The following is a 26,796-nucleotide window of genomic DNA, read 5'->3' on the forward strand; positions in this document are numbered from 1 at the left end:
CAAACGGGTAGCAAGGTTACGTGAGCGGATGCTGGGACAAAAGGCCCAGCAAGAACGACTCACTGATCCAGCACGAGCTTGATGTCGAGTGGCGGCTCCGAGCGGCTCAGATCGAGGCGCTTCACGCCGGTGGCTGGCGGATCGGCATAGGCCACATAGTCGATCGTCCAGCCGTCCTGGGTGATCTGCTTCAGGCGCGACGGTTGCTCCGGATCCTTCTCGGTCTTCGCGCGCGAAGTCGGCGCCGGCGACGGTTGCAGCCAGTAGCGCAACCCTTCGACCGGCAGCGTGAAGCCGAGCGCGTTCTGCATCAGCGTCGACACGTTATCGGCGGTGAGCGGCTGGCGGTTCGGCAATTCGAGCGTGGCCGAAGCCGGCGACGAAGTCACGATGGCCAGCGTCTGGCCAAGCGGATTGCGCAACTGCAGCGTGACGGTGTCGCCCGTTTCCTGCCACGAGAAATTGCCGTAAGCGTTGCGCTGCTGGCCGTTCTGATCGTTGTATTGGATCGCGAAGCGGCCCTGATACGAGCGGCTCGTCTGCGCGGTGACTTCGGTGGCGGCGTTCGACGTGGACGGCCCTTGCGGCTTCACCGACGCGCAGCCGGCCAGCGCGACAACCGCCGCCGCCGCGAAACCAACCGCGCTGCCGCGAGGCGCCCTGGAAAAAGAAATCAAACGGGAAAGACGCATCAAAGATTGTTTACCTGAAGACGTTGCAACGTTTTGACGAGAGTCTCGTTGTCGGGTTCGAGCTTGCGAGCCTCGCGAAACGCGGCGCGCGCCTGTTCCTGCTCGCCGGCCTTCCACAGCACTTCGCCGAGGTGCGCGCCGATTTCCGCGTTCGGCTGGAGGTTGTATGCCTTGCGCAGCAGCTTGATCGCATCGGCCGTGTTACCCATCCGGTACTTGACCCAGCCGACGCTGTCCATGATGAACGCATCGTTCGGTGCGAGCGCCGAGGCCTTCTCGACCAGCTTGTCCGCCTCTGGCAGGCGCTGGTTGCGATCTGCGAGCGAATAGCCGAGCGCGTTATACGCCTGCGGATTGTCCGGCTGCGTCTGGATCAGCTTGCGCAGCTGCGCTTCCATGATGTCGTAATGGCCGGTTTTCTCGGCGGCCATCGCGTAGTCGTAGGTGAGGTCGGGGTCGTCGGGAAAGTTCGCCGTGGCTTGCTGCAGACGGGCTTCGGCCTCCGGGTAGCGCTTCGCGTCGAACAGGATCGCCCCATCGGTGCGCGCGATCAGCGCCACATCACGCGGATCGGAGGTCTGCAAGTTGGAGAGCAACTGGCGCGCCTCCTCGGTCTTGCCCTGTTTCGCGAGCAGTTGCGCGCCGGTAATCTGCGCGGCCAGGTATTGTTGACTCGCTGGCGAGATCTTGTTCAGCCAGTCGCTCGCGGCCGCCTCATTCTTCTGTTCGAGCGCTAGCTGCGCGAGGTAGATGTAGGCCTGGCCCGCATCGACACCCGGCGTCTTCTCGGCCTGCTGCGCATACTGCACCAGATACGTCTGCGCTTCGGGGAGATTCTTCTGCTGGATCTTGATCAGCGCGAGCGCCATCAACGGTGTCAAGTCGTTGGGGTTGGCCTTGCGCATGAGCTCGAACTGCTTCTGCGCGTCGTCGAGACGGTCGCTGGCAAGATACATCTGCGCCAGCGCGAGCCGTGCGTCATGCGATTTCGGATTCTGCTGCACGTACTTTTCGAGCGACGCGATGCCTTCCTTGCGCTCCTCCGGACCCATTTGCGACAGCATCAACGCCGCCGGCAGATAGTCGGGCTTGATCGTGAGCGCCTGCTCGAGCGACTTGTGCGCGCCCGGCGCGTCGTCGGCCAGCAGCTGCTGACGCGCGAGGGCCAGTTGCGCCTCCGGCCGGTTCATGTCGTTCTTCAGCAGGTCCTGCAACACGTGCAGGCCACCGACGCGGTTCGGGCCGCGCGACAACAGCAGTTGCAGCGCGAGGACCGCGCTGCCGCGATTTTCCTCAGGTACCTTCGCCAGTTCTTGCGACAGGATCGGCGACGCATCGTCGGGCTTGCCAGACAGCACGAGCAGCGACGCGTCGAGCTGGGCGGCGCGTTCCGAACTCGGCGCGTACTGTTGCCACAGTTGCGCGGCGGCGAGCGCGTCCGACGGGCTCTGCGCCGCCAGCGCGATTTCGGTGGCGCGTTGCGCCATGCGCGGGTCGTGAGTGTCGCGCGCGAGCGCGAGGTAGGTCTGATAGGCCGGTGCCGGCTGGTCGCGCTGCAGCGCGATCTCGGCGGCCAGCACCTGGAAGACGATCTGGCTCGACAGCGGTACGCCGGGCAGCGACTTTTCTTCTTCAGATGTTGCCGGACCCAGCGGGTCCGGCATCGTGACCGACGTGTCGTCGGAATCCGGCGACGGGTCCTGCGCATGCGCGGGCACGGCGGCCAGCGCCCACAATCCGAGCGCGGCTGCACCGAGCATCCGGCGAGCGAATACGGCGAGCGGCACGTTGGACACGCGCGCGCGGCGCTTTGAAAGCAGCTTCACGAAGGACACGTTCATGGAAATCCGTTCAATGTTTCAGTCGATTGTAACGCGCTCGCTACAATACGCGCACAACCACTCACGCAAGTAGCAGACCAATCAGCCATGCCAGAGTTGCCAGAAGTCGAGGTTACCCGACGGGGGATCGAACCGTATGTGTCCGGGCGCAAGGTTGAGCGCGTCGACGTGCGGACGGCCGCGCTGCGCTGGCCAATTCCGGCCGACCTTGCGAAAACCTTGCGCGGCCACGTGGTGCGCAAAGTCGAGCGACGCGGCAAGTATTTGCTGTTCGAAATCGACGCTGGGTGGTTCATCGTCCACCTCGGCATGACGGGCACGTTGCGCGTTCTGCGTCATGTGCCGCATCCGCCTGCCGCGGCGAAGCACGATCATGTCGACTGGATCTTCGACGACTTTATCCTGCGCTATCGTGATCCCCGCCGCTTCGGCGCGGTGCTATGGCATCCGCGCGAAGCAGGCGACATCCTCGAACATCCGCTGCTCGCGAGCCTTGGCGTCGAGCCTTTCTCGCCGGCTTTTTCGGGCGCGCTGATGCATCGGTTGACGCGCGGGCGCAAGGTGTCGGTGAAGCAGGCGCTGCTGGCGGGGGACATCGTGGTCGGCGTGGGCAATATCTACGCGTCGGAGAGTCTGTTTCGCGCGGGCATCCGGCCGACCACCGCGGCGGGCCGCGTGTCGCTCGTGCGTTATGAACTGCTGGCCGATGCCGTGCGCGTGACGCTCGCCGCCGCGATCGACAAGGGCGGCAGCACGCTGCGCGATTTCGTCGGCAGCGACGGCGAAAGCGGCTATTTTCAGCTCGACTACTTCGTCTATGATCGCGCGGGCCTGCCATGCCGCGTGTGTGGAACGCCAATCAAACAGATCGTGCAGGGGCAACGCTCCACGTACTTCTGTCCCACTTGCCAGCGCTAGATTCTCGATGCCTTCCCGCCTGACCCCAACGACCGGCGCGCGCTCCAGCGCGTCCGACACCACGCCCGCGTTTGCGCCGATGCCCGAGTTTTCCGCGCGGCTGATCGCGTGGCAGCGCCAGCACGGCCGCCACGATCTGCCGTGGCAGAACACGCGCGATCCGTATCGCATCTGGCTGTCCGAAATCATGCTGCAGCAGACCCAGGTGTCGACGGTGATTCCGTACTACGCGAAATTTCTCGCGCGTTTCCCGAGTGTCGCCGCGCTCGCCGCCGCGCCGTCCGATGACGTGATGGCGCTGTGGGCCGGCCTCGGCTACTACACGCGCGCGCGCAATCTGCATCGCTGCGCGCAGGTCGTCGTCGAGCTGCATGGCGGCGCGTTTCCCGCGTCGGTCGATGAGCTCGCCGAGTTGCCCGGCATTGGCCGCTCGACGGCCGCGGCGATCGCGTCGTTCGCGTTCGGCGCGCGCGCGACGATTCTCGACGGCAACGTGAAGCGCGTGCTCGCGCGCGTATTCGGCGTCGAAGGCTTTCCGGGCGAGAAGAAAGTCGAGAACGCAATGTGGACGCTCGCGGAGTCACTGCTGCCGTCGAATGCGTCGAACGCGGAGGTCAGCGGGTACACGCAGGGCTTGATGGATCTCGGCGCGACATTGTGCGTGCGCGGCAAACCCGATTGCTCGCGCTGTCCGTTCGCGCCGGACTGCGTTGCCAACGTCACCGGACGTCAACGTGAATTGCCGACCGCGCGCCCGAAGAAAGCGGTGCCGACACGCCGTACGTGGATGCTGCTGCTGCGCGACGGCAATGCGGTGATGCTCGAGCGGCGTCCACCGTCGGGCATCTGGGGTGGTCTGTGGAGTCTGCCCGAAGCTGCCGACGAAGCATCGCTGGCCGAGCGGGCGCGCGCGTTCGGCGGCGACGGCGAAGTGTCCGCGCTCGCGTCGTTCTCACACGTATTCACGCATTTCAAGCTCGATATCGAACCGCGCCTTGCGGAGTTCGATCGCGGTGTCGGCGCCCTGGCCGCGCTCAACGATGCGGACACCGCATGGGTTGCGCTCAGCGATCTGGATTCGTTCGGCGTGCCGGCGCCGGTGCGCAAGCTGCTCGCCAGTCTGCATGGTTCGTTGCTCTAGCGGAATGGATCGGAGGTGCTGAGCGGGCGACTTGGGTCCGGCGCGGCAGCCTTCACGACTTCAGGATTTCACAGCAACTGATGCTGTTGCATGTAGTGATGCACGACGTCGATGCGCGCGCCGGCATCGGTTAATTCCATCAGCTTTTGCCGTGCGCGCAACGCGATTGGCAGCACCTCGGCGAGACGGTTCGACACCCACGACGGATCGTCGAGCCGGAACGGCTCGGCGAACGGTAGGCTGTCCGGATCGCGTTCGCGGATCGTTGCGATGATCCGCTCGAGCACTTCCGCGCACGCGCCGAATTTGGCCAATAGCTCATTGCCCTCGAGCGGGAGATCATCGGCGAGCGGCTCGGCCATGCCGACCAGCAGACCGCTCGCTTCGACGCGATGCGATAACAGACGAAAGCGCTTCGTGCCGCGCGCGCGAATCAGCAGCATGCCGAATGCTTCGACGTCGCACTCGTCGATTTCGGCGAGACAGCCGATCGTTTCTGGTACCGAAGGTTCTTCCTCGCGCGCGACTTCGGCGCCGCTTTTCAGCATGCAAACGCCGAACGGTGTTTTTTCGCGCAGACAGTCGCGCGCCATGTCGAGGTAGCGCGCTTCGAAGATTTTGAGCGGCAGCAAGCCATCGGGAAATAGCACCGTATGCAGCGGAAACAGCGGCAAATCGGCGTACACAGTAGGCGTAGAGGACATGGCGCAACGCTTCGGGTTAAGGCCGCGCGATGCGGCCGGTTAAGCCACCAGCTTCGATGATTCGCCGACGTCGACCGGCGCATCGCGGTGCCGCACAATCACATTCGCCGATGTTGCGAGACGCGCGGCAAGCGTCTCCGCGATGAATACCGAGCGGTGCTGGCCGCCCGTGCAACCGATTGCGACGGTCAGGTAGCTGCGATTGTCGTCGCGGAAATGCGGCAGCCACTTGGACAGATACTTCTCGATGTCGTCGATCATCTCGTGGACGACCGGCTGCGCATCGAGAAAATCCATGACCGGTTTGTCGAGGCCGGTGAGCGGCCTCAATTCATGATCGTAGTATGGGTTCGGCAGCGTGCGTACGTCGAATACGAAATCCGCGTCGAGCGGTACGCCGCGCTTGAAGCCGAACGACTCGAACATCAGCACGAGCCCCGCGTCCTCCTGTTCGATGAAGCGCTTGACCCATGCGCGCAGCACGTTCGCGCGCAGATTGCTCGTGTCGATCTGATGGCCGAATTCGGCAAGTCCCGCGACCAGTTCGCGCTCGCGTTCGATCGCTTCGGCGAGCGACGTGAGCAGGCCAACGTCCGCGTCGTGCGCGGGCGAGCCGGACAGCGGATGGCGGCGACGCGTTTCGGAAAAGCGTTGAATCAGCGACTGCGTGCTCGCGCTCAGGAACAGCACGCGCACGTCGTGCGAGCGCTTGAGGTCGCGGATCATCGCGGGCATTTCGTCGAGCGACGAACCGGAGCGCGCGTCGATCGCGACCGCGAGACGATCCTGGCCGTCCGCGGCGAGGTAGGTGGCGAGTTGCTGCAGGAAACGCGGCGGCAGATTATCGACGCAGTAATAACCCGCGTCTTCGAGCGCGTTCAGGGCAACCGATTTGCCGGAGCCGGAGATACCGGTGATCAGGATTATGCGCATGGAGTCGTCGAAAGCGTAGATTTCATCATAGCATCTGGCCTCCATGCGCGTGCCCGCGGCCTGCCTTCTGCGGGCGCTTCATGGCGCTGTCGCGGGCTTCAGATCAGCTTTCCGGGAAACTGGCTATCGGGATCCTGCATGGCGAGACGTTGCCGATCCATGAAATCGCGCAGCGTGTCGATACCGCGCAGTTGCAGAATCGTGTTGCGCACGGCCGCTTCGACCAGCACCGCGAGGTTGCGGCCGGCGGCCACTTGAATCGTCACCTTGCTGATCGGTAGGCCGAGCACGTCGACGGTCTGGCTTTCCAGCGGCAGCCGCTGGAATTCGCCGTCGGGGCGGCGCACCAGTTGCACGATCAGCTTCAGTTTCATTTTGCGGCGCACCGCCGTTTCGCCGAAGATCGTCTTGATGTCGAGCAGACCGAGGCCGCGAACTTCGAGCAGGTTCTGCAGCAGCGGCGGACAGCGTCCTTCGACGAAGTCCGGGCCGAGGCGCACGAAGTCGACAGCGTCGTCGGCGACGAGACCGTGGCCTCGGCTAATCAGTTCGAGGCCGAGCTCGCTCTTGCCGAGGCCCGAGTCGCCGGTCAGCAACACGCCCATGCCGAGGATGTCGAGAAACACTCCGTGCAGCGTCGCGCGCGGCGCGAGAATGCGCGACATGTAAAGACGCAGACTATCGATCACCGCGGCCGCCGAGGTCGGCGTCGTGAACAGCGGCGTCGACGAGCGCGTGCAGCGCAGCACCAGCTCCGGCGGCGCCGCGACTCCGCCCGCGACGACGAGAAACGGCGGCTCCAGCGCGATCAACTCGGCCATGTGGCGCGAGCGGTCTTCGTCGGTCTGACGTTTGTAGTAGTCGATTTCAGCGTCGCCGAGCACCTGGATCCGGTTGGGGTGGATCAGGTTCAGGTGGCCGACGAGGTCGGCGCTCGACGTGGCATTGGCGACCGATTCCGAAGAAAAGCCGCGCTCCCAGCCTTCATGCCCCGTGAGCCAGCTGAGCTTCAGCATGGCGGCGTTGTCGTCGAAAATGCTTTGGGCGTTGATGCTGGACGTATCCATGAGTCAGTGACTCCAGTGTGAGCCGCTTGCCGGGTCTTTGCTGCGTGTGCGGGCGCGTATGAACTACCGCCGCCGTTGCATCAAGGTTGCCACTGAGTAAGCAGGCGATGCAACGATTCGCGTTCTTCTTCAGTGTGCAGCCGCTCGCGGGCGTCGCGATCGGACAGCAATTGCGCGATCTCGGAGAGAATTTCGAGGTGCTGTTGAGTGGCCTGTTCGGGGACGAGCAGGAAGATCAGCAGCGAGACCGGCTGGCCGTCCGGCGCTTCGAAGGGGATCGGTTCGGCGAGTCTGACGAATGCGGCGAGCGGCTGCTTGAGGCCCTTGATCCGCCCATGCGGGATCGCGACGCCTTCGCCGAGCCCGGTCGAGCCGAGTCGTTCTCGCGCAAAAAGATTGTCTGTGACGGTACTGCGGGCGATGCCGTTCTGGTTCTCGAAGATCAGGCCCGCTTGCTCGAACACGCGTTTCTTGCTGGTGACCGATAGTCCGATGACGACGTTCTCGAGGGGAAGAAATTTGGCTAAACGATTCATTTTGACAGGCGAAAACGTGGCCTGAGTTCTCCCCACCGGGGCGGTTGAGTGACGTTCCATTCGTTCGATGCTGGCGAAGACGGACGGTCAGAGTCGATCGCGAAAGCGTTAGATTTCGATCGGCCGTACTTCATCAGAGCTGGCTTGACCCCGATGGTAACTGGAACATTATAGAACAGGGTGACGGCCGATGGTGCGGCGCGCCATCTATGCATATCAGGTTTTTCAGCGCTTGCGCCGCGGCACGTGTCGCGCTGCGCAAACCTCTGCGGGAATGGTTGGGGTCGGCCTCGGCGAGACGCACCCGCGGTGAGCGGGAACCGGGGCGCTGAAACGAAAAACCGCCCGGTCGCGGGCGGCTCGACGAGTTCAAGGGAATTGAGGAATTTCCTCTAATTTCTCCTATTGCGGCGGCACGTCCAGTTGCGGCGCCGGCTGATACTTGATCGCTTCGTGCTGATGGCCTTGCAGACGATCCTTGTGGCGTATCACCTGCCTGTCGAGCTTGTCGATCATCAGATCGATTGCAGCGTACAAATCGCTGTCACAACTCTCGACGAAGATATCCTTACCCTTCAGATGGAGGTTGATTTCCACCTTTTGACGCTTGTCCTTTTCCTTATGGTTGTCGACCGAGAGGACCACACTGCCGTCGATGACCTGATCGAAATGTCTTAGCACCCTGTCCAGTTTGGTGATCACGTATTCGCGCAACGCAGGCGTTACTTCGAGGTGGTGTCCACTGATCTTGAGATTCATAGTGCTTCTCCAAGCTAATGGCCGCTTGGTCCGCACAATGACAAAGGTCCGGTCGATCTGACGGCTTGCCTGTGTCGCCCCCCGGTGACGGACATCTGGCAGGTCGCAGCGGCCGGCCTGTCCGCCAGGTGCGGAGCGGCCGGTAAATGCCCGCTGCAAAACGCGGCGGGCTACAGAGACTTGCGCAGGTTGACTGCCGGGATTTTGAGCGCCTCACGGTATTTCGCAACGGTACGCCGTGCGACCACGAAGCCCTGTTCCGCCAGCAGTTCGGCTATGCGACTGTCTGAAAGTGGCGATTTCGGGTTTTCCGCTCCTATCAGTTGTTTGATCAGCGCGCGAATGGCCGTGGAGGAGGCCGCGCCGCCGGTGTCCGTCGAAACGTGTGAGCCGAAAAAGTACTTGAATTCCAGCGTCCCGAATGGGGTCAGCATGTATTTGCCGGTTGTCACACGCGAGACAGTCGACTCGTGTAGGCCCAGCGTATCAGCTATTTCCCGCAAAACCAAGGGGCGCATGGCAATTTCGCCGTGCACAAAAAAGCTCTTTTGACGCTCGACAATTGCCTGCGCAACCCGCAGGATCGTCTCGAAACGCTGCTGGATATTTTTGATCAGCCAGCGTGCTTCCTGCAGTTGCTGGCGCAACGAACCACTGCCCGGATCGCCGCGGTTATTGCGCAGAATATTCGCGTATAGATGGTTAATCCGCAGCTTCGGCACTACCTCGGGATTCAGCTCCGCCAGCCAGCCCTGTGCCGTTTTGCGCACCATGATGTCGGGCACCACGTAGTCCGCTTCGGCCTTGCCGTAGGCCGCGCCCGGAAATGGTTCGAGCGAGCGGATCAGCACATGCGCGTCGCGCAGATCGTCGTCGCTGGCCTTAAGGTGCTTGCGCAGCCGCGTGAAATCGCGCGCGGCGAGCAGTTCCAGGTAATGGCTGACAATGTCTAGCGCAAGCGTGCGCGTGGGCGATGGCTCGAGCCGCAGCAACTGCAGCTTCAGACATTCGGACGCGGAGCGCGCGCCGACACCCGATGGGTCGAAGCTATGCAGCAGCGCAAGCGCGGCGTTCAGTTCATCGACGTCGACTTCGAGTTCTTCGGGCAGGTCGGCCAGCACTTCTTCGAGCGTGGCGGCGAGATAGCCGTCGTCGTCCAGCGATTCGATCAGGAACGTGATGAGCGCGCGGTCGCGCTGGCTCGCCTGGGTGACGCGCAGTTGCGCCATCAGGTGGTCGCGCAGCGACGTGCTCGATTCGTGGATTTGCAGCGGAGGCAGGTCGTCGTCGTCCGACGCGTTGCCGGAGCGGCCGTAGTCGTCCAGGTTCCACTGCGAGGTATCGCCGCCGCCGTCGCCCGAAAGGCCATTGTATTCGTCGACACCCTGCGGCTCGCCGCTTTCGGCTCGCTCGCCGTTGCCCTCGGACGATGCCGAACCGTTGCCGGCCATCGGATCGGCCGGCGCCGAGGAGCCCGGTGTCTGGGCGATCACGGTACCGTCGGCTGCCACCCGCAACGGGCTCGCGATCCACTCGTCTTCGTTTTCGAGGAGCGGATTCTGCGAGATCGCCATGGCGACTTCCTGCTGCAGTTCGAGCGTCGACAACTGAAGCAGCCGGATGGACTGTTGCAGTTGCGGCGTGAGCGCAAGATGCTGCGATAGGCGGAGTTGGAGGCTGGCTTTCATGGCAAGTTGAGATTCATTGTAGAGAGTTTGCCACGACCGCGATACCTTGCGGCACTCGCAATTTTTGGGTACGCCCAATTTGGCGCGCCGCGCGGCGCCACCCTGCGCCGCCTGACAACGAATGTGCGGGTGCCGCAAAAATGGCGCCGCGGCCGGCCGCGCGCGCTCGCGTGGCCGGGGACGCCGTACGTGCTTACATGCGGAAGTGCTCGCCCAGATAGACGCGCCGCACGCTTTCGTTTTCGATGATGTCGCTAGGCGCGCCGGCGGCCAGCACGCTGCCGTCGCTGATGATGTACGCGTGATCGCAGATACCTAGCGTTTCGCGCACGTTGTGGTCGGTGATCAGGACGCCGATATTGCGCTGCTTCAAGAACTTGACGATTTTCTGGATTTCCAGCACCGCGATCGGGTCGACGCCGGCGAACGGTTCGTCGAGCAGAATGAAGCTCGGATTGGTTGCCAGCGCGCGCGCAATTTCAACCCGACGACGCTCGCCGCCCGACAGCGACAGCGCCGGATTTTCACGCAGATGCGCGATCTGAAGTTCGTCGAGCAGCGCTTCGGTGCGTGACGTGATCACGTCTTTGCCGAGGCGCTTGCCGTTTTCGTCGTGCTGCAATTCCAGCACCGCGCGAATATTCTGCTCGACGCTCAACTTACGGAACACCGACGCTTCCTGCGGCAGATATGACAGGCCGAGCGATGCGCGTTTGTGAATGGGCAGCAGGCTGATCGACTTGCCGTCCAGATCGATTTCGCCGGCGTCGAGCGGCACGAGGCCGACGATCATGTAGAACGACGTGGTCTTGCCGGCGCCGTTCGGGCCGAGCAGGCCGACCACTTCGCCGCTCTTCACGTCGAGCGACACGTCCTTGACGACCGTGCGCGAGCCATAGCGCTTCTTCAGATTGCGCACGACCAGCGAACTGCTGGTGCCGGCCGGCTTCCGATGGGGGAGGGGCGCGATGGTGCTGCTCATGGTGCTCACTGGTTCGGCGCTCCCTGGATCGAGTTGGACGGCGTGAGCGTGGCCGACGCGCCGGTCAGCGGCGCGGCGCCGGCGTTGCGCGGCGACAGCATCGCGCGCACGCGGCCGGTCGGGTTGCCCGGACCGGCGACGTCCTTGCCTGACTTCGCGGTGTAGAAGTCGTTCTGGCCGTCGTAGGTGATCATGCTACCGTGCACCTGGTCGAGCAGCGTCGTCATGCTCTGCAGGCGGCGCACCGTCGCGTTGGTGGTCAGCGTGGTCAGATCCTGCTTGCCGTCGTAGTCGATACGGATGGCCGTACCCTCGATGTATTCGTCGAGCCCTTCGCGCTTCTGGCGGAAATACGACAGATTGCCGCCGCTCGAGGTGCCGGTCGCGAATTGGTAGCCCTGCGGGTCTTGCGACACTTCGACGCGATCGGCCTTGATCAGGATCGTCCCTTTGGTGGCCACCACGTGGCCGGTGAAGATGCTGACCTGCCGCAGGTCGTCGTAAGTCATGTTGTCCGCTTCGATGTTCAGCGGCTTGTCTTTGTCGGCGCGGTCCGCGTGCGCAAGCGGCGCGAAGCCGACGAGCGGCAGCGCGACGACGAGCGCAGCGAGTGCGGCGCGGCACGCGGACAGCGCGCGCGAACGGCCGGTATCAAAACGGGGGTGCGATTCGTTCATGCAGTCACGCCTGGAATGGATTACCCGGTATGCGTTGGCTTAGTGGCCGGAATCGGACGCGGCGATTGCGCCTCTTACATTGCCGAACAGTTGCATAAACCGGGTGACATTGTTGTATTTCATGCCGCTGGCAGTCATCACGGACATGCCGCGCTGAAGTTTAACTGGCTTTTCAGTCTCGATCACATCGTCGTTGACGAGGACCCTGAAATGCTCGGAATCGGCTTGCATCTGCGGATCGCCGCCGCCGGGCGCGCGCAGGATGCGCGCGTTCTGGTACAGATTGACGATCGACGCATCCGCGTTGACCGTGCCCGTGTCGCCGGTCGCGGTGACGATCGGCTTGCCGGGCTGGAACGCACGCATCGCCGGCTTGACGAGGTCGCTCATTTCGTCGTCCTCGTAATGGACCAGCGACTGCGCGGTCAGCCGGTACTGCGTCGCGCCTGACTGGTCGAGCTCGGACACCGAAAAGTTGTCGGCGAAGTAGTCCGGCGTGTGTTCTTTCGGGCGCACCTCGTCGTCGGTCTTGCGCGGCAACGTGGCTTGCAGCAGCCACCACGTGATGCCAGCGAGCGCCGCCATCGCGATGAGCGGGATCAGCGAAGTCAGGCGAAACTGGTTCATCCCACGAGGCCCCGTTGCTCGCCGCTGCACGCCGCCGCGAGCAGTGCTTCATATTTGTGCTGGGCCCGCAGCAGCGTGTCGCACACTTCGCGCGCCGCGCCGTAACCGCCGCGCGCCTCGCTGACCCAGTGGGCGCGCGCGATCACTTCGGGATGCGAATTGGCCGGCGCGGCCGCGAAGCCGACGCGTAGCATCACCGCGAGATCGACCCAGTCGTCGCCCATGTAGCCGCAGTCCTCGGCGGTGAGGCCGGTTTGCCGCAGCAGGTCGGCGAACGCCTGTGGCTTGTCCTGCACGCCCTGGTAGACATGCGCGATGTTCATTTCTTTCGCCCGCGCGGCCACGATGCCGGACTTGCGCCCGGTGATGAGCGCCGTTTCGATGCCGGCCTGGCGCAGCAGCTTCATGCCGTGGCCGTCCATCGAGTTGAAGCCTTTCATCGTGTCGCCTTCCGCCGTGAACAGCAGGCCGCCGTCGGTCAGTACGCCGTCGACGTCGAAAATCATCAGCTTCACGCGGCTTGCGCGTTCGGTAGCGGTAGGGGGAGCAACGGCCATCAGATCACCTTCTTCGAAAACAGGTCGTGCATGTTGAGCGCGCCGATCAGCTTGCCCGTTTCGTCGACGACCAGCATCTGATTGATACGATAACGCTCCATCAGTTCCACGGCTTCGACCGCGAGATGATCCGGCCCGATCGTGCGCGGGCCCGCGGTCATCACCGAGGCGATCGGCAACTGGCGGAAATCGCCGTCGCGTTCGAGCACGCGGCGCAGGTCGCCATCGGTGAAGATGCCCGTCACACGGCCCTCGCGGTCGACGACCGAGGTCATGCCCATGCGCTTCGCTGTCAGTTGGAAGAGGGCATCGCTGACGGTTGCCTCGGGGGTGACCTGCGGCAACTGGTCGCCGGTGCGCATGACGTCGCGCACGTAGGTGAGCAGGCGTCGGCCGAGCGCGCCGCCCGGATGCGAGCGCGCGAAGTCGTCGCGGCCGAAGCCGCGCGCGTCGAGCACCGCGACCGCGAGCGCATCGCCGAGCGCGAGCGCGGCGGTGGTGCTGGCGGTGGGCGCGAGATTCATCGGACAGGCTTCCTTCGCGACGCCGGAATTCAGATGCACATCGGCGAGTTGCGCGAGGCTTGAGCCAGGACGGCCCGTCATCGCGATCAGCTTCGCGCCGATCCGCTTGATGAGCGGCAGGATCGCCATCAGCTCCTCGGTTTCGCCCGAATTGGACAGCGCGAGAAATACGTCGTCGGCGGTGACCATGCCGAGGTCGCCGTGGCTTGCTTCCGCCGGATGCACGAAGAACGCGGGTGTGCCGGTGCTTGCCAGCGTGGCCGCAAGCTTGCGGGCCACGTGGCCGGATTTACCGATGCCGGAGACGACCACGCGTCCACGGCAACCCAGGATGAAATCGACCGCGCCGACGAAACTGCCGTCGAGCTGGTCGCGAAGCGCGCGCACGGCGTCCGCTTCGATGTCGAGTACGTCGCGAGCAAGCGTGAGTGCCCTGTCGCCATTGATTTTCGCTATCATTCGCGGAGTATAGCAAAGGCGCCTGTTCGCCGCGCCGGGCCTGCTGTGCCGAGCCGCTGTCTGCATCGGCCTGTCGACAATCCCTTTTTCAGCTGCTTTGCCGCCTTTTTGCAGCTTTTTTGCCGGCCCAATCAATCATCTCGCACGGCGTTCTCGTGCGCGGTTCCGCTGACGAACGAGGACGCTTCACCCATGCGTTTTTGCCGATGATTTCCCCGCTCGAAATGACGCTGTTTCTGCTGCTGGCATCGGTGGCGGGCGTGGTGATCTTTCGCTTCCTGAATCTGCCGCCGATGCTCGGCTACCTGACGGTCGGCATCGTCGTCGGGCCGCATGCGTTCGGGCTGATTCCCGATTCGGCGGGAGCGCAGAATCTCGCGGAATTCGGCGTCGTGTTCCTGATGTTCTCGATCGGGCTCGAGTTTTCGTTAGCCAAGCTGCGCACGATGCGCCGGCTCGTGTTCGGACTCGGCTTGCTGCAGGTGATCGGCACGGTCGCGGTGGCGGTGTCGCTCGGCTTCGTGCTCGAGCGTTGGGTGCATATCACGTGGCAGGGGAGCGTCGCGCTGGGCGGCGCGCTGGCGATGTCGTCGACGGCAATCGTCAGCAAGATGCTCGCGGAGCGGCTCGAAATCGAAACCGAGCACGGCCGTAATATCTTCGGCGTGCTGCTGTTTCAGGATCTCGCGGTGGTGCCGCTGTTGATCATCATTTCGGCGCTCGGCGGCCGCTCGGAGAATCTGGTCAGCGCGCTCGGCGTCGCGGCGATCAAGATCGTCGTGGCCCTCGCGCTGCTGCTGATCGTCGGGCAGCGCTTCATGACGCGCTGGTTCAACGTCGTCGCGCGGCGCCGCTCGCAGGAGCTGTTTGTCCTCAATCTGCTGCTGGTGACGCTCGGCGCCGCGTTCATCACCGACAAATTCGGGCTGTCGCTCGCGCTCGGCGCGTTCATCGCCGGCATGCTGATCGCCGAGACGCCGTATCGGCATCAGGTCGAAGAGGACATCAAGCCGTTTCGCGACGTGCTGCTCGGGCTCTTCTTCGTGACCACCGGCATGCTGCTCAATCCGCGCGTGATCTGGGAGCATCCGCTGGTCGTGCTGGCCTTTTTCCTCGGCCCGGTGCTGCTGAAATTGGTCATGATCACCGGCCTTGCGCGGCTCTTCGGCGCGACGCCGGGCGTCGCGATGCGTACCGGTATCGGTCTCGCGCAGGCGGGCGAGTTCGGCTTCGTGCTGCTGAACCTGATCCTCGACCGACATCTCGTCGACGCGACGCTGTTGCAGGCGATTCTCGCCGCGATGCTGCTGTCGATGCTCGCCGCGCCGTTCATGATCCAGAACGCGGACCGTGTCGTGCTGCGGCTGTCGTCGACCGAATGGATGATGCAGTCGTTGCAGATGACGCGCATCGCCACGCAAAGCCTGAAGCAGAGCGGCCACGTAATCATCTGCGGCTACGGCCGCGCCGGGCAGAACCTCGCACGCATGCTCGAGCATGAAGGGCTCTCGTATGTCGCGCTCGATCTCGATCCCGACCGTGTCGCGGCGGCCGCGGCAGCCGGCGAATCGGTCGTGTTCGGCGACGCGGGGCGGCGCGAGTCGCTGCTGGCCGCAGGCCTGCATCGCGCGGCCGCGATCGCGATCACCTACGCGAACACGCCGTCGGCACTGCGCGTGCTGCACAACATTCACGAGATGGAGCCGACGCTGCCGGTCATCGTGCGCACCGTCGACGATGCCGATCTGGAGAAACTGCTCGCCGCCGGCGCGACGGAGGTGATTCCGGAGATCGTCGAGGGCAGCCTGATGCTCGCGTCGCATACGCTCGTCGTGATGGGTGTGCCGATGCGGCGCGTGGTGCGGCGCGTCGAGGAGATGCGCGACGAACGCTATTCGCTGTTGCGCGGCTATTTCCACGGCGCCGACGACATCGACGACGACGACGGCCACGAGCAGGTGCGGCTACAATCGGTGCCGGTCGACGAGAGCGCCGACGCGGTGGGCCGTACGCTCGCCGAGGTGGGCCTGTACGAACTCGGTGTCGAAGTGACCGCGATCCGCCGGCACGGCATCCGCGGCGTCGAACCGGACCCGTCGACGAAACTGCGCGCGAGCGACATCGTGGTGCTGCGCGGTCTGCCCGAACAACTGGCGCAAGCCGAGGAGCGGCTGTCGAAGCATCGCCGCGCCGCTGCGGCCTGAACCCGTGAGCCTGGCCCGTTCTGGCGGGCGACCCTGATTCAAGCCTTTCACCGGACCTGTCGAGGTCCATCCGGAGACATCATGTCCAAGGCGCTCGCGAGCGCGCCGCTCGATGCGGCCGACTACATCAGAAGTCACATTCGCACGGTGCCCGACTGGCCGCAGCCGGGCGTGCAGTTCCGCGACATCACGCCGCTGTTGCGCGAGCCGAAGTCGCTGCGTGTGCTGATCGACCTGTTCGTGCAGCGCTATATCGACGCGAAGCTCGACTACATTGCCGGGCTCGATGCGCGCGGCTTCCTCATCGGGCCGATCGTCGCCCATGAGTTGAGCGTTGGCTTCATCCCGATTCGCAAGGCGGGCAAGCTGCCGTACAAGCGGATCTCGCAATCGTATGAACTGGAATACGGTACCGCGACCGTCGAGATTCACGAGGATGCGTGCGGGCCGGGCGACCGCGTCGTGATCATCGACGATCTGATCGCGACCGGCGGCACGATGATGGCCGGCAAACTGCTGCTCGAGCGGCTCGGCGCGGTCGTCGTGGAAGGCGCGGCGATCGTCGATCTGCCGGAGCTGGGCGGCTCGAAGCTGCTGGGCGAGGGCGGTCTTGCGCTCTATACCGTGACGAGTTTCGACGGTCATTGAACCGGGAGGTAGTCACGGCGCGTGCCGTGACGCGTGGTAGCGTTTCCCGCCGTACCAGCGGCTAAAGTCGCATGAGCCGCACAAGCCCCGTTGGCCGGGCAAAACCAACCGGGCTCAACGATATGGCTCACCCATCATGGTTCACCAGTCGCCCAACCAGAAGGCCACCACGATGCCCAACTTCCTGCTGTTTCTTGCCACTTCGATCGCGATCACCGTGGCGCCCGGCCCGGACAATCTGCAGGTGCTCGCGCGCGGCATCTCGCAGGGCCGCGCGGCCGGCCTGGTCGCCGCGCTCGGCTTTGCCGCCGGCATCACGTTTCATACGACACTCGCGGCGCTCGGCGTCGCCGCGCTGCTGCGCTCGTCGCCGCTCGCGTTCGAGGCGATCAAGCTCGCCGGCGCCGCGTATCTGGTGTGGATCGGCATCAAGGCGCTGCGCAGCCAGGGCCTCGCGACCGCGCACGAGCGTGCGCCGCAGCCGCTTTCGACGGTGTTTCGCCAGAGCGTGCTCGGCAATCTGATGAATCCGAAGGTCACGCTGTTCTTCGTCGTGTTTCTGCCGCAGTTCGTGCAGCCGGACGGCGCGCAGAGCGTCACCGTGCAGATGCTGGAGCTCGGCGCGCTGTTCATGCTGCAGACCGTCGTGGTGTTTTCGCTATTCGGCGTGTGCGCGGGGATCATCGGCGGCTGGCTCAGACGGCGGCCGCGCGTGGGCCTGTGGCTCGATCGCGTGGCCGGCGCGACGTTCATCGCGATCGGGATTCGCGTCGCCTTGCGCGACTGACAGTCGTCACGCAATCCGCCCGCTTCTGCTTTGCCCCGGTTCGCCACGACGGCGGACAGTTTGGAGTTTTCCGATGACTTTGCCCTGCATCACCGCCGCGCGCCGCTTCGACGCGAACGCGCATCGGCCGTTTCTGATCGGCGCCGAACGGGTCGGGTGGATTCGCGAGCGCGACGTGCCGCTGCTCGCGCGCTGGCCCGACGTGTTCGAGATGGCGAACGACGGCGTGACGCTCTGCGCCACGTTCGATACCGTCGATCTGCGCAGCGCGGCGCTCGCTTCCGTGATCGGCGCGCTCGCCGCCGATGGTCGCATCCCCGGCTGGCGCAACGAGACGTACGCGATCCGCAATGCGTTCGACGCGCCGCCGCTCGCGTATATCGAGCGCGCGGCGTCGCGCTTCTTCGGCACGATGACCTACGCGGTGCATCTGAACGGCGTCGTAGAATATGCGGGTGGCGGAGCGCCCTTTGGCGGAGCGCCCTTTAGTGGGGCGCCGCAATTGTGGATCGCGCGCCGCAGCGATACCAAGGCGACCGACCCCGGCATGCTCGACAACGTCGTCGCAGGCGGGATCGGCTGGGGCTTCGGCATCGCCGAGACGATCGTCAAGGAATGCTGGGAAGAAGCGGGCATTCCGGCGCAGATCGCGGCGAGCGCGGTCGCGGGCCGCACCGCGCACGTGCTGCAATCGCTGCCGGAAGGCACGCAGGCCGAGCAGATTTTCATCTACGACCTCGCGCTGCCCGCCGACTTCGCGCCGCGCAACCAGGACGGCGAAGTGGGTGAACACCGGCTCGCGCGCATCGACGAAGTCGCGCGCTGGATCGAGGAAGGCGCGCTGACCGTCGATGCCAGCCTCGCGACACTCGATTGCCTGCTGCGCCGCCGCTGGATCGACGAGGACGCGTGCGAGGGCATCGACGCGCTGTTCGCGCCGCCGGCGCTGGCCTAGCTCGTCTCATCAGTCGAGCTGAACCCGTGCAGCCAGTACGCACTGAAACAAACCACGCATTGAAGAAGGGAGTCACCGAGGTCATGTCGACCGATCACAGCTTTATCCTCAAACTGTCGTGCGCCGATCGGCCCGGCATCGTTCACGCCGTGTCGGGCTTTCTGTTCGAGCGGGGCAGCAATATTCTCGACTCCGCGCAGTTCGGCGACAGCCGCACCGGCGAGTTCTTCATGCGCGTGCATTTTCAGCAGGTGGGCGGCGATCCGGGGCTTGACGCGCTGCGCGCGTCGTTCGTGACACTCGCCGAGCAGTTCGGCATGAGCTGGGAATTGCACGACGCGAACGTGAAGCCGCGCGTCGTGATCATGGTGTCGAAGATCGGCCACTGCCTGAACGATCTGCTGTTCCGCTACCGCACCGGTCAGTTGAACATCGAAATCCCGGCGATCATCTCGAACCACAAGGAGTTCTACCAGCTCGCCGCGAGCTACGACATCCCGTTCCACCATTTCCCGCTGCTCGGCGGCACGCCCGAAGCGAAAACCGCGCAGGAAGCGCGCGTGCTCGAAGTGATCAACGAGCATCAGGCCGACCTCGTGGTGCTCGCGCGCTACATGCAGATCCTGTCGCCGAACCTGTGCGAGGCGCTCGCCGGCCGCGCGATCAACATCCACCACTCGTTCCTGCCGAGCTTCAAGGGCGCGAAGCCGTACTACCAGGCATTCGACCGCGGCGTGAAGCTGATCGGCGCAACCGCCCACTATGTGACGACCGATCTCGACGAAGGTCCGATCATCGAGCAGGAAGTCGAGCGCGTGGACCACAGCATGACGCCGGAACAACTGACGGGGATCGGCCGCGACGTCGAGTGCGTGACGCTCGCGCGCGCGGTGAAGTGGCACGTGGAGCATCGCGTCGTGCTGAACGGCAGCAAGACGGTGGTGTTCCGCTAGGAGCCGCGCCAGTAACACTGCGCCGGTCGAGGTCGGCGCGGCCCTTTACCTGCTCGTGTTACGAACGCGCTGCCGCGCCGCCCGTGCTTCTCGCGAGATTCGCGTTTTGCGCGCAACGACGGCGCGCGTTCAGCTTCTTCAGCCAGATCAGCAGGCCCGTGACGCTCAGCACGGCCACCGCCACCCCCACCGCGCTGATCAGAATCCGCCCCCCGAGACCGAGGATGCGCCCCGAGTGCAGCGGAAACTGCACCTGCAGGAAGATGTCGCCGGCCGTGCCTTGGCCGGGAATCCGCGCGGCGAGCCGCTTGCCGGTGGCGGCGTCCCAATACATCCATGGGTTGCCGAGGCCGGCGTCGCCGTGGTCGTTGCCGGGCGTGTAGAAGCCGACGCCATACGCGTGCATGAATTCGGCGTAGTAGAGCGCGCCCGGCGGCGCGGCGACATGCATTTTCTTGCCGGCCTGCCCGGCGAGTTCGACGATGCGCTCGCGGCTCACCACCTGATCGCCGGGTTGCGGCGCGCGCAGGATTTCGGGGTTGCTGAACGGATCGGGTGTCAGCGTCGACAGTCGTGACACGATCGGCCGCACCACCTGGGACGACAGATTCATCGAAATCGACGTCAGCGCGACGATCGCCAGCAGGCCCCAGATCCATACGCCGCCGGAGCGGTGCAGATCGAACGTCAACGCATAGCCGCCGCGTTTCAGCCGGAACGTGAACGACTTGCGCCAGGCCTTCAGGCTCGGAAACGACAGGCACAGCGCAATCACGCAGTCAAAGAGCCACACGATGCCGATGATCCCCATCAGCCAGGCGCCAAGGTCGACACCGCCGGTAAACGGCAACTGCAGCGTGTAGTGCAGCTTGTAGATGAACGGAATCAGGTTGAGTCGCGCGAGCGACACGGCGCCCCACTCGCGGCGTCCCTGGATCTCGCCGGTGACGGGATCGACGGCGATCTGATTGAAATCGAGCAGATAGGGCTGCTTCGTCGCCGGATCGGTGCGCGGCAGCACCATCATCTGCAGCGTGTGGCCCGGTTCGACCGCAAGCGGCAGATAGGTCACCCGAAGACGCGGATCGGCGGCTTCGACGCGATTCGCCAGTTCGAGGCCGGACAGCGTCGGCCCGACCGTGCGAGCCTGGTAAAACGACGGGTTCAGCGCGGCATCGAGCTCGTGGTCCCACGCGATGATCGCGCCCGTAAGGCCCGCGACCAACAGAAACAGTGCGGTCGCGACGCCGAACCAGCGGTGCAGGCGGACAAGCTGGCGTCTCATGCGCGAGCCGGCAATGCACAACAGGGACCCAGGCGGAGACGCGGGTGGGAGATCAGGTGAAACGTCACGATGCGGACTGGGTGTAAATAGGAATTGTTCGCATCTTAGGGGGTGACGCGGTCGGCTGCAAGTTTTCTGTCAGCAAGAGGCGACGATGCAGGGTCGCGGGAAGCAAAAAAAAAGCGGCACCGAAGTGCCGCTTGCGCTTTCGTCGGCTGCGTGGACTGCCGCGTGTGCTGCAGAGCGCTAGTGAGTGCTGACTTTTGCTACTCGACCCAGCCCAACTCACACCAACCGCAAATAAATGAGCTCCCGCTTGATGTACGCATAAAAAATCGGCGCCGCGATGACCCCGGCGATACCGAACGCCGCTTCCATCACCAGCATCGCGATCAGCAGCTCCCATGCGCGCGCCTCGATCTGCCCGCCGACGATCCGCGCGTTCAGGAAGTACTCGAGCTTGTGAATCAGGATCAGGAACACAAGTGACATGATCGCCGCCGGAAAACTCACCGACAGCGCGACCGCGACGATGATCGTGTTCGAGATCAGATTGCCGATCACCGGCAGCAGACCCACGATGAACGTGACGAGCACGAGCGTCTTCGACAGCGGCAGCCGGTCGTGGAAGACCGGCAGTATCACGAGCAGGAAGATCGCCGTGAATACCGCGTTGAGCGCGGAGATTTTCACCTGCGCGAACACGATGCGGCGAAACGCGTCGGCAAACCGCGTGACGCGCGTGACGAACGCGGTGGACAGCGGCAGTCGCTGGACATGCTTCTGCGCACCGACCGCGATGATCGCGCCGATGATCATGCCGATCAGCACGTGCGTGAACGCGCGCGCCACGGTCGTGCCGCTTTGCTGCAGCATGTTCGCGTGCGTGTGCATCAGTTCGGTGGCCTTCGTCTTCATCTGCTCGGTGTCGACCGGCAGATAGTTCGCGACGAATTGGGGAATCCTGCCGCGCGCCTGGTCGATCAGTTGCATGGCCTGATCGAGCAGCGCCTGCACGCTCGGCACGTCGTTCTCGAAATGCGAGATGATGCCGAGCGTGAGTCCCGTCAGCGCGCCGACGATCAGCGTCGACAGAATCACCACCGCGAGCCAGCGCGCCCGCTTGCTCGACATGTGACGCTCGATGCGCGGCGCGATCGTATGCACGAGCTGAAACACCAGCAGCCCGGCGAGCAGCGCGCCGAGCAGCTTCAGTGCGATCACCGCCCACATGCCGAACAGCATCACCACGTAGCTGCCGATCTCGACCGCCGACAGCTTCGGCAGACTCATGTCGCTGGTCAGCCTGACCGGGCGCGGGCGCAGGTCCTGCACCCGATCTTCTTCGTGCGCCTGATTACGCTTGGTCATGGCTTATCCCGTCTCCAACCTCGGTAGTGCAGCGTTACTTTGTGGTGGCGGCGCGCTTGAGCAGCGGCGCCAGATATTTGCCGGTAAAACTGGCCTTCGACTTCGCGACCTGCTCGGGCGTGCCCTGGGCGATGATCTGCCCGCCGCCGGCGCCGCCTTCGGGGCCGAGATCGATGACCCAGTCCGCAGTTTTGATTACATCGAGATTATGTTCGATGATCACGACGGTATTACCCTGGTCACGCAACCGGTGTATGACTTCCAGCAACTGCGCGATATCGTGAAAGTGCAGGCCGGTAGTCGGTTCGTCAAGGATGTATAGCGTGCGACCGGTATCACGCTTGCTCAGTTCCAGCGACAGTTTCACACGCTGCGCCTCGCCGCCCGACAGCGTGGTGGCCGACTGACCCAGGCGAATATAACCGAGACCCACGTCCAGCAGGGTTTTCAGCTTGCGCGCGACGACCGGCACGGCCTTGAAGAACTCGTACGCGTGTTCGACCGTCATGTCGAGCACTTCGCTGATGTTGCTGCCTTTGTACTGGATATCGAGCGTTTCGCGGTTGTAGCGCTTGCCGTGGCACACGTCGCACGGCACGTACACGTCGGGCAGGAAGTGCATTTCGACCTTCAGCACGCCGTCGCCCTGGCACGATTCGCAGCGCCCGCCCTTCACGTTGAACGAGAAGCGGCCCGGATCGTAGCCGCGCTCCTTGGCGGCCGGCACGCCCGCGAACAGCTCGCGGATCGGCGTGAAAAGGCCCGTGTAGGTGGCCGGATTCGAGCGCGGCGTGCGGCCGATCGGCGACTGGTCGACGTTGATCACCTTGTCGAAGTGCTCGAGGCCCTCGATCGACTCGTACGGCGCAGGCTCCGTGGCCGAGCCGTACAGATGATGCGCGACCGCGTGATACAGCGTGTCGTTGATCAGCGTCGACTTGCCCGAGCCGGACACGCCGGTCACGCAGGTCAAAAGACCCACCGGCAGATCGAGCGTCACGTTGTGCAGATTGTTGCCGTACGCTTCGACGATGCGCAGGCGCCGCTCGTCGGGATCCTTGCGCTCGTCGGGGTATTCGATCGTGCGCGCGCCGGACATGTATTGGCCCGTCAGCGACGCCGCGTTCTTCTGCACCTCTTTCGGCGTGCCCTCGGCGATCACCATGCCGCCGTGCTCGCCGGCGCCCGGGCCCATGTCGACCACGTAGTCGGCCATGCGGATCATGTCCTCGTCGTGCTCGACGACGATCACCGAGTTGCCGAGATCGCGCAGATGCTTGAGCGTCGAGATCAGCCGGTCGTTGTCGCGCTGATGCAGGCCGATCGACGGTTCGTCGAGCACGTACATCACGCCGGTCAGCCCCGAGCCGATCTGGGAAGCGAGGCGAATGCGCTGCGCTTCGCCGCCCGACAGCGTTTCGGCGCTGCGTTCGAGCGACAGGTAATCGAGCCCGACGTTGTTCAGGAACATCAGACGCGCGACGATTTCCTTGACGACCTTGTCGGCGATCTCGCGCTTCGAGCCTTCGAGACGCAGGGTCTGGAAGTAGCCGAGCGCATCGCGCAACGGCCAGCCGCTGATCTCGAAGATGCCGCGCGCGTCGCTGTCCGCGCCGATGCGCACGAAGCGCGCCTCGCGACGCAGCCGCGTGCCCGCGCACGCCGGGCATGGCTGGTTATTCTGGTATTTGGCGAGTTCTTCGCGCACCGCGGACGAATCGGTTTCGCGGTAGCGCCGCTCCAGATTCGGGATGATCCCTTCGAACACGTGCTCGCGCACCGACGTGCGGCCGCGCTCGTTGATGTACGAGAACGGAATTTCCTGCTTGCCCGAACCGTACAGCAGGATCTTGCGGACTTTTTCCGGCAGGTCCTCGAGCGCGGTGTCGATGTCGAAGGCGTAGAACGCCGCGAGGCTCTGCAGCATCTGGAAGTAGAACTGATTGCGCCGGTCCCAGCCCTTCACCGCGCCCGCCGCGAGCGACAGCGACGGATGCGCGACCACCCGCTTCGGATCGAAGAACGTAATCTGCCCGAGGCCGTCGCATTCGGGGCACGCGCCCATCGGGTTGTTGAACGAGAACAGGCGCGGCTCGAGTTCCTGCAGCGAATACGAGCAGATCGGGCAGGCGAACTTCGAGCTGAACAGGTGCTCCTTGTCCGTATCCATTTCGAGCGCGATGGCGCGGCCGTCGGCGAGACGCAGCGCCGTTTCGAACGATTCGGCAAGGCGCTGCTTCATGTCGGGGCGCACGCGCAGACGATCGATCACGACGTCGATCGTGTGCTTGTCGTTTTTCTTCAGCTTCGGCAGAGAGTCGACTTCATAGATTTTCGCGGTGCCTTCGTTGGCGGTGCCGCCGCCCGAGCGCACGCGAAAGCGCACGAAGCCTTGCGCCTGCATGTCCTCGAACAGATCCGTGTGCTCGCCCTTGCGATCGCTGACGACGGGCGCGAGGATCATCACGCGCGTTTCTTCAGGCAGCGCGAGCGCCGTGTCGACCATCTGCGACACGCTTTGCGCTTCGAGCGGAATCTCGTGATCGGGGCAGTAGGGCGTGCCGACGCGCGCGAACAGCAGGCGCAGATAGTCGTGGATTTCGGTGACGGTGCCGACCGTCGAACGCGGATTGTGCGAGGTCGCCTTCTGTTCGATCGAAATGGCCGGCGACAAGCCTTCGATCAGGTCGACGTCCGGTTTTTCCATCAGTTGCAGGAACTGCCGCGCATAGGCGGACAGACTTTCGACGTAGCGCCGCTGTCCTTCCGCATACAGCGTATCGAACGCCAGCGACGATTTGCCGGAGCCCGAAAGCCCCGTGATAACGACGAGCTTGTGACGCGGTAGGTCGAGATTGACGTTCTTCAGGTTGTGGGTGCGAGCCCCACGAATACGGATTTGTTCCACGGATTTATTCCATGAACTGCGGAAAGGGAAAGAGGCCAAACCTGCTACTATAACGACTTTTCCAGACCGCCGTTACGGTGTGCTGACAGCGGGAAAAAGGCGTAACTGGGGCCGTTTTCCGTGAGTACAAGATGCCGCGAGGGGCGAGCGGGGGCGATGGGGCACGGGCTTTGCGCGTCGCGTCGGCGCGGACCCGCCGATATGCCGGGGCTAGCCGCCAGCCTGTTCGTTCTGCTCCACTGTGCCGGCGGCCAAGGCTGTCCCCACGGGCTCGCCGCCCGGTTCATTCAAACAACGCTTCGATGTCCAATCCGTCCGCCATCTCCACACGCATGAGCGCGCCCGAATTGCGCGCGACCGTGTCGCTTGCCGCCATCTTCGCGCTGCGCATGCTGGGTCTCTTCATGATCATGCCGGTGTTCTCGATCTACGCGAAGACCATTCCCGGCGGCGAAAACGTGCTGCTCGTCGGCATCGCGCTAGGCGCGTACGGTGTCACGCAGTCGATGCTCTACATCTTCTATGGCTGGATCTCGGACAAGGTCGGCCGCAAGCCGGTGATCGCGACGGGCCTGCTGATCTTCGCGATCGGCAGCTTCGTCGCGGCGGCCGCGCACGACATGACGTGGATCATCGTCGGCCGGGTGATTCAGGGGATGGGCGCGGTGTCGTCGGCCGTGATCGCGTTCATCGCCGATCTGACCTCGGAGGAACATCGCACGAAGGCGATGGCGATGGTCGGCGGCAGCATCGGCGTGTCGTTCGCGGTCGCGATCGTCGGCGCGCCGATCGTGTTCCACTGGCTCGGCATGAGCGGGCTCTTCACGCTGGTCGGCGTGTTCTCGATTCTCGCGATCGGCGTCGTGATATGGGTCGTGCCCGATGCGCCGAAGCCGGTGCATGTGCGCGCGCCGTTCGCCGAAGTGCTGCACAACGTCGAGTTGCTGCGTTTGAATTTCGGCGTGCTCGTGCTGCACGCCACGCAAACCGCGCTGTTCCTCGTCGTGCCGCGCATTCTCGAAGCGGGCGGGCTGCCGGTCGCTTCACACTGGAAGGTGTATCTGCCGGTGATGGGGCTGTCGTTCGTGATGATGGTGCCGGCGATCATCGCCGCCGAGAAGCGCGGCAAGATGAAGATCGTGCTGCTGTCGGCGATCGCTCTTATCCTGATCGGCCAGTTGTTATTGGGCGTTGCTCCGCATACGATTCTGAGTGTGGCGGCGATCCTGTTCGTGTACTTTCTCGGCTTCAATATTCTCGAGGCCTCGCAGCCTTCGCTGGTGTCGAAGCTCGCGCCCGGTACCCGCAAGGGAGCCGCGGCCGGCGTGTACAACACCACGCAGTCGATCGGTCTTGCGCTGGGCGGAATGGTCGGCGGCTGGCTGCTGAAGGTGAACGGCCAGAGCGCGGTTTTCTTCGCCTGCTCCGGGCTGGTATTTTGCTGGCTTATAATCGCCGCAAAGATGAAACAGCCGCCGCGCAAGGCATAACACAGCGTACTCGGGGCACCTCCCGAATCATCCAGAACTCACCCGGCGGCGGGCAGAGGCGCTCTTCTGGTCTCGGGCCTGCCGGCCGTG

The 26,796-nt window shown here is 64.1% G+C and carries 24 protein-coding genes; 8 read left to right on the forward strand and 16 right to left on the reverse strand.

Annotated features, from left to right (window positions below; all coding sequences use genetic code 11):
- Nucleotides 1–59: 59 nt before the first annotated feature.
- On the reverse strand, nucleotides 60–692 hold the full coding sequence (gene lolB, locus HDG33_RS12530) for a lipoprotein insertase outer membrane protein LolB (RefSeq protein WP_184026926.1): 633 nt from the start codon (nucleotides 690–692) through the stop codon (nucleotides 60–62).
- Complete coding sequence (locus HDG33_RS12535; RefSeq protein WP_184026930.1) at nucleotides 692–2,533, reverse strand: tetratricopeptide repeat protein; 1,842 nt, start codon at nucleotides 2,531–2,533, stop codon at nucleotides 692–694. The genes lolB and HDG33_RS12535 overlap by 1 nt, the downstream gene beginning before the upstream one ends.
- A gap of 87 nt (nucleotides 2,534–2,620) precedes the next feature.
- Between HDG33_RS12535 and mutM the strand changes: the two genes are divergently transcribed.
- Complete coding sequence (gene mutM / locus HDG33_RS12540; protein ID WP_184026933.1) at nucleotides 2,621–3,451, forward strand: bifunctional DNA-formamidopyrimidine glycosylase/DNA-(apurinic or apyrimidinic site) lyase; 831 nt, start codon at nucleotides 2,621–2,623, stop codon at nucleotides 3,449–3,451.
- Nucleotides 3,452–3,458: 7 nt separating this feature from the next.
- Nucleotides 3,459–4,592, forward strand: coding sequence for an A/G-specific adenine glycosylase (gene mutY / locus HDG33_RS12545; protein WP_184026936.1), 1,134 nt, complete (start codon nucleotides 3,459–3,461; stop codon nucleotides 4,590–4,592).
- Nucleotides 4,593–4,660: 68 nt separating this feature from the next.
- Here mutY and HDG33_RS12550 read toward each other — a convergent pair whose 3' ends face one another.
- The 11 genes from HDG33_RS12550 to kdsD all read right to left on the reverse strand — a co-directional run bounded on the left by HDG33_RS12550 (nucleotide 4,661) and on the right by kdsD (nucleotide 14,105).
- Nucleotides 4,661–5,296 carry an LON peptidase substrate-binding domain-containing protein gene (locus tag HDG33_RS12550; protein ID WP_013088324.1) on the reverse strand — a complete coding sequence of 212 codons (636 nt, stop codon included), beginning with the start codon at nucleotides 5,294–5,296 and terminating at the stop codon, nucleotides 4,661–4,663.
- Between the two features lie 39 nt (nucleotides 5,297–5,335).
- Complete coding sequence (gene rapZ, locus HDG33_RS12555) at nucleotides 5,336–6,229, reverse strand: RNase adapter RapZ (protein WP_041734268.1); 894 nt, start codon at nucleotides 6,227–6,229, stop codon at nucleotides 5,336–5,338.
- A gap of 98 nt (nucleotides 6,230–6,327) precedes the next feature.
- Nucleotides 6,328–7,296 carry an HPr(Ser) kinase/phosphatase gene (gene hprK, locus HDG33_RS12560; RefSeq protein ID WP_008921706.1) on the reverse strand — a complete coding sequence of 323 codons (969 nt, stop codon included), beginning with the start codon at nucleotides 7,294–7,296 and terminating at the stop codon, nucleotides 6,328–6,330.
- 80 nt (nucleotides 7,297–7,376) lie between these two features.
- Complete coding sequence (locus tag HDG33_RS12565; RefSeq protein ID WP_184026940.1) at nucleotides 7,377–7,892, reverse strand: PTS sugar transporter subunit IIA; 516 nt, start codon at nucleotides 7,890–7,892, stop codon at nucleotides 7,377–7,379.
- 342 nt (nucleotides 7,893–8,234) lie between these two features.
- Nucleotides 8,235–8,591: a ribosome hibernation-promoting factor, HPF/YfiA family gene (gene hpf / locus HDG33_RS12570; RefSeq protein ID WP_027199628.1), complete on the reverse strand. Its 357-nt coding sequence runs from the start codon at nucleotides 8,589–8,591 to the stop codon at nucleotides 8,235–8,237.
- Nucleotides 8,592–8,761: 170 nt separating this feature from the next.
- Nucleotides 8,762–10,279 carry an RNA polymerase factor sigma-54 gene (locus tag HDG33_RS12575; protein WP_184027267.1) on the reverse strand — a complete coding sequence of 506 codons (1,518 nt, stop codon included), beginning with the start codon at nucleotides 10,277–10,279 and terminating at the stop codon, nucleotides 8,762–8,764.
- Nucleotides 10,280–10,472: 193 nt separating this feature from the next.
- Complete coding sequence (gene lptB, locus HDG33_RS12580; RefSeq protein ID WP_090805577.1) at nucleotides 10,473–11,249, reverse strand: LPS export ABC transporter ATP-binding protein; 777 nt, start codon at nucleotides 11,247–11,249, stop codon at nucleotides 10,473–10,475.
- Between the two features lie 17 nt (nucleotides 11,250–11,266).
- Nucleotides 11,267–11,938: a lipopolysaccharide transport periplasmic protein LptA gene (lptA, locus tag HDG33_RS12585; RefSeq protein ID WP_184026956.1), complete on the reverse strand. Its 672-nt coding sequence runs from the start codon at nucleotides 11,936–11,938 to the stop codon at nucleotides 11,267–11,269.
- A gap of 39 nt (nucleotides 11,939–11,977) precedes the next feature.
- Nucleotides 11,978–12,565, reverse strand: coding sequence for an LPS export ABC transporter periplasmic protein LptC (gene lptC, locus HDG33_RS12590; protein ID WP_018419357.1), 588 nt, complete (start codon nucleotides 12,563–12,565; stop codon nucleotides 11,978–11,980).
- Entirely contained in the window at nucleotides 12,562–13,122 is a 561-nt protein-coding gene (locus HDG33_RS12595; RefSeq protein ID WP_184026959.1) for an HAD family hydrolase, read from the reverse strand. The genes lptC and HDG33_RS12595 overlap by 4 nt, the downstream gene beginning before the upstream one ends.
- The gene (gene kdsD, locus HDG33_RS12600) at nucleotides 13,122–14,105 is read right to left on the reverse strand and encodes an arabinose 5-phosphate isomerase KdsD (protein WP_090802947.1); all 984 of its coding nucleotides are present in this window, start codon (nucleotides 14,103–14,105) and stop codon (nucleotides 13,122–13,124) included. The genes HDG33_RS12595 and kdsD overlap by 1 nt, the downstream gene beginning before the upstream one ends.
- 206 nt (nucleotides 14,106–14,311) lie before the next feature.
- Here kdsD and HDG33_RS12605 point away from each other — a divergent pair, with 206 nt between their 5' ends.
- The 5 genes from HDG33_RS12605 (at nucleotide 14,312) to purU (ending at nucleotide 19,652) form a co-directional block, all read left to right on the forward strand.
- Nucleotides 14,312–16,309, forward strand: a complete 1,998-nt coding sequence (locus HDG33_RS12605; RefSeq protein ID WP_184027281.1) for a cation:proton antiporter — start codon at nucleotides 14,312–14,314, stop codon at nucleotides 16,307–16,309.
- Nucleotides 16,310–16,390: 81 nt separating this feature from the next.
- Nucleotides 16,391–16,957, forward strand: a complete 567-nt coding sequence (locus tag HDG33_RS12610; protein ID WP_184026962.1) for an adenine phosphoribosyltransferase — start codon at nucleotides 16,391–16,393, stop codon at nucleotides 16,955–16,957.
- Between the two features lie 172 nt (nucleotides 16,958–17,129).
- Nucleotides 17,130–17,744 carry a LysE family translocator gene (locus HDG33_RS12615; RefSeq protein WP_184027294.1) on the forward strand — a complete coding sequence of 205 codons (615 nt, stop codon included), beginning with the start codon at nucleotides 17,130–17,132 and terminating at the stop codon, nucleotides 17,742–17,744.
- Nucleotides 17,745–17,817: 73 nt separating this feature from the next.
- Nucleotides 17,818–18,699, forward strand: coding sequence for a DUF4743 domain-containing protein (locus tag HDG33_RS12620; protein ID WP_184026965.1), 882 nt, complete (start codon nucleotides 17,818–17,820; stop codon nucleotides 18,697–18,699).
- Nucleotides 18,700–18,782: 83 nt separating this feature from the next.
- Entirely contained in the window at nucleotides 18,783–19,652 is an 870-nt protein-coding gene (purU, locus tag HDG33_RS12625; RefSeq protein WP_184026983.1) for a formyltetrahydrofolate deformylase, read from the forward strand.
- A 58-nt stretch (nucleotides 19,653–19,710) separates the two neighbouring features.
- Here purU and HDG33_RS12630 read toward each other — a convergent pair whose 3' ends face one another.
- The 3 genes from HDG33_RS12630 to uvrA form a co-directional block, all read right to left on the reverse strand.
- Nucleotides 19,711–20,937: a PepSY domain-containing protein gene (locus HDG33_RS12630; protein ID WP_184026986.1), complete on the reverse strand. Its 1,227-nt coding sequence runs from the start codon at nucleotides 20,935–20,937 to the stop codon at nucleotides 19,711–19,713.
- Between the two features lie 285 nt (nucleotides 20,938–21,222).
- Nucleotides 21,223–22,308 carry an AI-2E family transporter gene (locus tag HDG33_RS12635; protein WP_184027004.1) on the reverse strand — a complete coding sequence of 362 codons (1,086 nt, stop codon included), beginning with the start codon at nucleotides 22,306–22,308 and terminating at the stop codon, nucleotides 21,223–21,225.
- A 34-nt stretch (nucleotides 22,309–22,342) separates the two neighbouring features.
- Nucleotides 22,343–25,216, reverse strand: coding sequence for an excinuclease ABC subunit UvrA (gene uvrA, locus HDG33_RS12640; protein ID WP_184027019.1), 2,874 nt, complete (start codon nucleotides 25,214–25,216; stop codon nucleotides 22,343–22,345).
- Between the two features lie 302 nt (nucleotides 25,217–25,518).
- Between uvrA and HDG33_RS12645 the strand changes: the two genes are divergently transcribed.
- Nucleotides 25,519–26,706 carry an MFS transporter gene (locus tag HDG33_RS12645; protein ID WP_184027022.1) on the forward strand — a complete coding sequence of 396 codons (1,188 nt, stop codon included), beginning with the start codon at nucleotides 25,519–25,521 and terminating at the stop codon, nucleotides 26,704–26,706.
- The last annotated feature ends 90 nt before the right edge of the window (nucleotides 26,707–26,796 follow it).

This window comes from Paraburkholderia sp. Cpub6, assembly GCF_014201065.1.
Classification (GTDB): Bacteria; Pseudomonadota; Gammaproteobacteria; order Burkholderiales; family Burkholderiaceae; genus Paraburkholderia; species Paraburkholderia tuberum.